Here is a 6,396-nt window from a genome sequence, read left to right as displayed (position 1 = left end):
CCCCTAAGCTTTGCCATTTATGCAAAACTTCTCGTACCGTTTGTGCAGTCCAATTGTTGCAAGTCTGGCGTATTCAGTTTTGATACTTTCTTGATGCTTACTCTTTGAAGTTCCAAAATAGGTGTGAACAGTCACTCCTGCTGCTTGGGCTTTTTGAATAGCTAAATCAGCAGCTTTAATATCCTCTCGATCTGTTTTATCTCCGCCCCCTTCGAGCGCTTCATCGCCGAGATAAAAGATCGCGCGTGTTGCATCTGAGCGCCAGTCAAAGTAATCTGAGATATCTTCAATGGCGCGAGCAGCATCTTCTTGAGCTCCTGCGTCTGCAACTTGTCCTTTTTTTCGACCCCTGAGCTTGGATTCAGGCACCTTCTTTTGAGTCAGATAGGCTCTGATAGTTTGGTCGAAAGAGGTTTCTTTCCAAGTACCTTCTATACCTAACCAAACGACAAGTCGGGAAACCCGCCCACGGCACTGTCCTCCCCAACCTACGTAATTTCATTTTTTTTGCTTAACCGACAAGTATTGATAGCTATGGGACTATCTGAAAAATGCCTTTGCATTAAATGATTAAGATAGTTTGCACCCTTATGATTAGCTTACTTGTTTTGTTGGAATATAAAAATATATAAATTTCATGTTCTTTTATTCCTTGATAGATGTTCACATGTATTAAAATACACAATATAGCTTTTGTGTCAACTTACTTTGTGTTGATTTTTACTGTTTAAAAAAAATAAAGTTTTATGATTACAATATAAAAATGTGCTTTTGTCAATTCATAAAAATTATATGTTTGTAAACAAAAATAATATTTTGCTAAGCGAGACTTTGATCCAAAATTATAAATTTTCCGATTTTATCTAAAAAAAATACATGCCTTGCTTTGTCCAAGTGTTGTAGAACGGTAAATAATAGACAAGATTGCAAAAGTGAGATTTTACGAGGTTCTGTTAAGCGTTAAGCGTTCCCGACTTCTGCAATGCCGTTTAATGAAATGGCTGCAAAGTCTGTTGGAAACGAAAATGGCAGAATCTCTTTAATCGCCAGAATTACAAGCTGGTAAGGCATAATTATCTTTGACATTGCCAAAGACAGTTATTTGCTGTCCTTCCTTCTTTTATATAAATGCAAGCAAAATCAACTTATGCACCAGTGAGAGAAAAATGGGAAATTTTTGCTCAATCTGACTATTGCAGAACAGCACGGAAGTTGGCACTCTTTGCGCACAGCACATAATAGTTTCCTTGTAAAGTGCGTAATAGGTCGCTTCAATCAAATCTTTCAGGCTTTATGATAAAGAGTAGAGTAGGGAACAAATATTTGAGTCTGGAGGCTTGGACTTATTGATGGACGCAATGGAGTTTTTTCAACAAAGTGCTGGCTCTTGGCGATCGCAACGCACAACCCATCACCTCGCCTTCAAACGATCTGAGGTTGGTGAGTCGCAAATCCAGGTAGATGCTCTGGCAGGAGACGATCCAGAAATCATTGCTTTATGTGAATTCCATCAGGTTGATGCGAGTCTGGCTGTTGGGGGTTGCAGCGTCAGATGGGGAGGCTCAATGGGTTGGGATCAGGAGGGCGAAAATCACGAGGGGAACACTGTATTTGCTCTGGTACCTGATGGGGATAATCCCCGGCAAGGTCGGTTACTGCGCGACAGAGGCTATGCTGAAATCGTGCCGGTTGTTGGTCAGTACCACATGGATGATGATGGTGGACTGGTTCTGATCACCGAATATGACACCATGAGTTCAATTGAGCGCTTCTGGTTTGCCAGTCCTGATTTGCGAATGCGTTGCAGTACAGTGAAACGCTTCGGCGGATTCAACACAGCATCATTCTGCACTGAAAGTCGCGTTGGGGCAGATTCATTGAGCCATCCGGAAGTTAATCAGGGGGATGCAATCGTATCGGATGTAACCCCGACTCAAGCTCAAGAAGTCCTTCAAGCCCGACAAGACACCTCCCAACAATATTTATCTTTGTTAGGTTGGTGATTGATTGTCATAACACTGATGCATACACCCGTGGATTCGAGTATCTGCGGGTGGTACAAAGCTTTGTCCTACATCCAGCGATGGTGGATGTGATGGAGAACCTGCGCGATCGCATGACCATCTGTACTTGGATTGGTAAAAATATTGATGTGGTAAATGAATCTCTGCGAAACTGTCTAGAAGCTTGCCACGAATGTTTCTACCCTGAAGTACGTCGCGCTATGAGAATCTTTGCAGTTCCCCTAGCTCAACCATTTGGGCTAGATGGTTTATGTAACATTTCGACAATCCCAATCACAATTTTAATCGATGCAGGTCGAGTCGCTCCACACAATTGGTTGAGCATTGTTGCCCATGAATATGCCCATGCTCATTTAGGTAGTCCCGGTCATCGTCAAGACTTTGCAGCGGTTCTGTTCCATCTCTGTCTCGGGCTAGGACTAGAAACACCAGGAGCGCAAATGGACGCGACAATCTTACGTAGCTGGCCCCCCTACCCTTCGATCCCAGACCCGCTGGCATTTTGGAGAGGAGAATCGAAAAGCATAGCAATCCTCCAAAGATTTTTGTGAATCACAAAGTAGAGACGCTTAATAGGGAACAGGGAACAGGGAACAGGGAACGCTTAAGAAGCAATAAAAGTGTGCCTAGCTTCGCAAAATCAAATCGGAGTTCTATATTTTGAATTCAACAAATAAAAATATTTTTTAGCAGTTATTCAGTTATTTCAGTTATCGTACATTCAAGAGTTGAAATCCCCAACTGAAACTGTCTTCAATTTTGTTAGCGCAGCGGGGCGCAGTCCCTAAGTGAATTTTGAATTGTTATTGCCTTGGTGTTGCCTCGCCAAACTTAATTAAAAGAGCAATAGCCAGACTGACAACCAAGATGATTGTCATACTTAAAGCCGAACCAAATCCCCAATTTTGAGTAGATCCAAGAAACTGATTATAAACTAGCCGCGCTGCTGTCATACTAGAAGCACCGCCAAGTAATTCTGGATTGACAAAATCCCCAAATGCAGTGATAAATACCAAAAAAGAACCACTGGTAATTCCAGTGAGAGTTTGTGGAACCGTGACTTTCCAAAAAGTTTGTACAGGATTCGCGCCTAAATCAGCTGCTGCTTCTAGCAAACGCTTATCTAGTTTTTCTAGCGCTGCATATAAAATCAAAACTATATAAGGCAGCAAGCTGTAGCTCATGCCAATTAAGACGGCTGGACTGCTGTTAAGAACATCTAGAGTTGGTAAACTGAAACTGCGAAGAATACTGTTGAGTAACCCCGTCGGACGTAAAATTGTAATCCAAGCATAAGAACGAAGTAAAGAAGAAGTCCATAAAGGCAGGACAAAGCCAATCAGGAGCAAATTTCGCCAACGCTGAGGTGCCATTTGAGCAATCCAATAAGCGACTGGGAAACCCAAGGTTAAACAAATGATTGTGGAGGTGAGTGCAAAAAAGAGCGATCGCCCCACAACTTGCAAATATAAAGGGTCAAATATTCGGATGTAATTATCGAATCCACTGGGATTGACTAAATCCCCAGGTCGAATATTTGGTACCAAACTCAACTCAAAAATGATCAGTGTTGGTAGCACCAGCAAAAGTAACAACCAAATTCCCGCTGGTGCAAGCAGTACCAAGGGTTGTAGCCAGCTTAGCCGTGGATGAGGTAATTTTGGCGCTTTGGCAATATCACTTGGGGTATGTAATTGAGGATGAGGAATTTGAGTAGACACGAGTTTATAAAACTAATTTTTTCATGCAGTGTTTTGAAAATAAGGAGTCAGGAAAAGAAGATTTTTTTGTGTGTTGGTGAAGGCAGCGTTTTGAAAATAAGAAGTCAGAGAAAGAAGATTTTTTTGTGTGTTGGTGAACGCAATTTCTTATAACTACTCAAAAATACAAGATTTCGGATTCATAGTCTTCTGGTGTTGGCTCTATCTGCCAAACCAATCCTTCCCCAGACTCGCCCAAAGCGACTTCAATGTAAAGTCTATCTTTAGGAGTTGTGGCTTTTACTTGATTACCATCGAAGGGTTGTAAATCTTCAGTCAGGAGTTTCAATATAAATCCACTGGGAATCCGCTCGTCTCTATTTCCATTTCGCAGTTCAAAGCGCCATATATTATTTTCAATATTACCTTTAGGTTGTAACCGCAATTCATATCCTTGTCCATCAATGGTTAATTTCCGTATCATTGTTGGCAACTCGGCTTCCTCTACTGAACCCCGTGCTCCTTGAAAACTGGACTGTAACTCGACACTTCCCCAACCAAATTTTTGGGCAAAATCTGACACACCTGCTTGCATCCATTGACGAATCGACCACTGTCGTTGCATTCCTTGACGTTGTTCGTACAAACGTTGTCTCCAACCTCCATGTTCTAAAAGTGCTCCCCACGTTTGAAACGGTACTGCCATGCGTGGTAGGATAAGTGCCGGATTTCCTAAACGCTGAAGCAAGTTTTCTGCTTGTGTGACAGATAAAGTTGGTAAGGGGGCAGTTTCTGTGCGAGTCACTTCTTCTGGACAAATTTGACGCGCCATCCACAGGATATTCAGATTAGAAATCAAATTATCTGCATCTAAACAATAAGCGCGATCGCCCGCATCATAAGTTCCCATATTCTTAAGTTGCGCTTGGGTTGTATATCCCCAAACCCGAATACAGCCCTCTTCCAAATTGACTTGCACTGCTACATAATAATCAGCACTCCAGCTAGGAATGTCCACCCATTCTTGAGGAACACGTAATTCATCCAAATCAACCGCCTCAGTGGGGATCAATACCATTCGTGACGTTCCAAAGGAAATACCTGTACCATTGACGACTTCCCAAATGCTTGGATTAGCCGCAGCTTTAGGAAAAGCAGTCGCATCAGGAGCGTATTCATCCCGTAACCAAGGTAAAAAAGTGTTTAAGCTTAAGCGGTTGAGATACGCAATCCAACGACGATTAGAACTAGAAAAAGCTTGGCTTTGTTCCCAAGCTTTTGTTTGCTCGGTTTCAGGAATTTCTAACCACAAATCTGTAGGGTTTGTTAATGTGAGTGTGCTTTGGTTGAATGTCATGGTGATGTGCTCCTATTGTAGGGAGGGACGGCTATAGTGAACTTTTAACCATTCCTCTAAAGTTGTGCTGATATAGCTTAGTACCAGTGAGTCTAGAGAAATATGCAGCGATTCTTTAGTCCAATTAGCAAGTTTGAGTAATAAGGTGTCTTTAGACTTGCCGAGCCGACGAGAAACAGTGTACTGCTTCACTCCTAATTCTTGTGCAATCTGCTGTTGAGTGAATCCTTGGCTGTAGTAAAGTTTTATGATGTTTTGCCCCTCGGCATCCAGTTCGTTCAAAGCTGTGATTAAGACAGTACTGATTTGTGATTGCTTTGATTGTCGCTCAAGCAGTTCTTCTTGAGCAATAACTTCTGTAAGTAAGGATTCCTGCTGGAGTTGCGGTAAAAAATCTTGAAATTCCCCAGAATCGTCATCCCCTTTGGGCGCATTCAGGGAATTCACATTTGGGTACAAGTAAGCGCGGACAGCTTTTGCACAAGCAAGTAGCCATTTTTCTATCGTTTCTATACTAGACTCTGCTCCTGGTTGTGAGAGTTGAGTCTGGCGTTGAAAATTATAAAGTTGGGCGATCGCTTTCCACGTAGCATCATCTGGTCTTGTCAGTTTGCGAGTACTAGTCGGTTGCTGTGGAGCATATAGGGACTGGTAACATTTCCAAGCTAATACATAACGCTCTACCGTGTCCGCGCTTAGTCCAAGATTTTGTAAAGATTCTACCAACCGCTTTTGAGTGATTTTGCGCAACAGTCGCCAATCAGTACAAATATCAACTTCGTTCTGCTGGCGCAGCATTTCCTTGAGTTCGCTGCTAAAAATCGCACTGGCGTAATTCTTGAGGTTAAAACCCATTTCGGGTTTAAAGCCTTTCAAAACTTTATCTATGCGAGTTGCTACCATTTGGAAGCAGTCTGATAAAGTATTTTGTCCAGAGGAAAAACTAGCAACTGTTTTGTGAACTGCCCAGTAACATACTTCTTGTAAATAAGCTGACAGATGTCCTCGTCCCAGACTTTCTGGCTTTTCGTGCCACAATTTATACCAAAAAATAACCCAAAAATTCTCAGAATTTTCTGGTTCCGATAGACGCGCCTGAGAGTTGAGCATACTTCGACGTAGCTTAGCATCCGTAGCCCAGCCAATGACTCTGTCAGCGTCGAATTGTAAGAAAGTTGTAAATAGCTCAGTAATACCTTGACGGGGACGCATAAACTAAGCAACTCATAAATGGTCTAGTGAACAATTTAAAAAAGGATCATGGTAGAGTCGAAGGGGACTATTATGTCCCGCTCCTCTCTATTAGATCCGGACG

General features: G+C 42.3%; 6 protein-coding genes. 2 read left to right on the top strand and 4 right to left on the bottom strand.

Features of this window, described 5'->3' with window-relative positions:
• Positions 1-3: 3 nt before the first annotated feature.
• The gene (locus AC5JM2_RS29425) at positions 4-369 is read right to left on the bottom strand and encodes a hypothetical protein (RefSeq protein WP_495838668.1); all 366 of its coding nucleotides are present in this window, start codon (positions 367-369) and stop codon (positions 4-6) included.
• A gap of 980 nt (positions 370-1,349) precedes the next feature.
• On the opposite strand from AC5JM2_RS29425, the gene AC5JM2_RS29420 reads away from it, so the two are divergent.
• Together AC5JM2_RS29420 and AC5JM2_RS29415 are read left to right on the top strand one after the other, a co-directional pair.
• Complete coding sequence (locus AC5JM2_RS29420) at positions 1,350-2,003, top strand: phycobiliprotein lyase (protein ID WP_495838667.1); 654 nt, start codon at positions 1,350-1,352, stop codon at positions 2,001-2,003.
• Positions 2,000-2,575, top strand: a complete 576-nt coding sequence (locus AC5JM2_RS29415; protein ID WP_495838666.1) for a hypothetical protein — start codon at positions 2,000-2,002, stop codon at positions 2,573-2,575. The genes AC5JM2_RS29420 and AC5JM2_RS29415 overlap by 4 nt, the downstream gene beginning before the upstream one ends.
• A 252-nt stretch (positions 2,576-2,827) precedes the next feature.
• On the opposite strand, the gene AC5JM2_RS29410 is transcribed toward AC5JM2_RS29415, so the two are convergent.
• From AC5JM2_RS29410 to AC5JM2_RS29400, 3 genes are all read right to left on the bottom strand, one after another.
• Positions 2,828-3,745 (bottom strand): ABC transporter permease, encoded by a 918-nt coding sequence (locus AC5JM2_RS29410; RefSeq protein ID WP_495838664.1) that lies wholly within the window; start codon positions 3,743-3,745, stop codon positions 2,828-2,830.
• 157 nt (positions 3,746-3,902) lie between these two features.
• A complete protein-coding gene (locus AC5JM2_RS29405) occupies positions 3,903-5,081 on the bottom strand; it encodes a DUF1822 family protein (RefSeq protein ID WP_495838662.1) in 1,179 nt (392 codons plus the stop codon).
• Between the two features lie 12 nt (positions 5,082-5,093).
• Positions 5,094-6,293 (bottom strand): sigma-70 family RNA polymerase sigma factor, encoded by a 1,200-nt coding sequence (locus tag AC5JM2_RS29400; protein ID WP_495838660.1) that lies wholly within the window; start codon positions 6,291-6,293, stop codon positions 5,094-5,096.
• Positions 6,294-6,396 lie beyond the last annotated feature (103 nt).

The sequence above is a fragment of the Brasilonema angustatum genome (genome assembly GCF_059505445.1).
Note: the sequence above shows the minus strand (reverse complement) of the source record. Positions and strands in the feature narration are given on the sequence as shown.

Bases quoted from the DNA above. Each gene is read 5' to 3' on its own strand.
- AC5JM2_RS29420 (WP_495838667.1), top strand. From the start codon at position 1,350: ATGGACGCAATGGAGTTTTTTCAACAAAGTGCTGGCTCTTGGCGATCG.
- AC5JM2_RS29405 (WP_495838662.1), bottom strand. From the start codon at position 5,081: ATGACATTCAACCAAAGCACACTCACATTAACAAACCCTACAGATTTG.
- AC5JM2_RS29400 (WP_495838660.1), bottom strand. From the start codon at position 6,293: ATGCGTCCCCGTCAAGGTATTACTGAGCTATTTACAACTTTCTTACAA.